Genomic DNA, 246 nt, shown 5'->3' with positions numbered 1-246 from the left:
CTGACTGCGGCCTTTCATTACGTGCCAGCGCGGGGTTTCAGGCATAAAAATCATACCGATCCAGAGCAGAACAGCGGGGACAATCGACAGCGCCAGCATCCAGCGCCAGGTATTTTCGCCGCCCCAGATATCGTTAAAGGTGGCGTTGGAGATGTACGCCAGCAGCTGACCGCTGACGATCATCAGCTCCTGCAGGGTGACCAGCTGGCCACGTTTATTGGCGGGGGCGATTTCTGCAATGTAGAC

The 246-nt window shown here is 56.9% G+C and carries 1 protein-coding gene; it reads right to left on the bottom strand.

Annotation, left to right across the window (positions count from 1 at the left end; translation table 11 throughout):
* Positions 1-246 (bottom strand): MFS transporter (locus SB765_RS32605; RefSeq protein ID WP_410932890.1); only part of this gene is annotated, 246 nt, incomplete at both ends.

Origin of the sequence: Pseudomonas sp. SIMBA_067, from assembly GCF_046534675.1 — a bacterium.
Taxonomy (GTDB): Bacteria; Pseudomonadota; Gammaproteobacteria; order Pseudomonadales; family Pseudomonadaceae; genus Aquipseudomonas; species Aquipseudomonas putida.
This window is presented reverse-complemented; position numbering and strand designations above follow the sequence as displayed.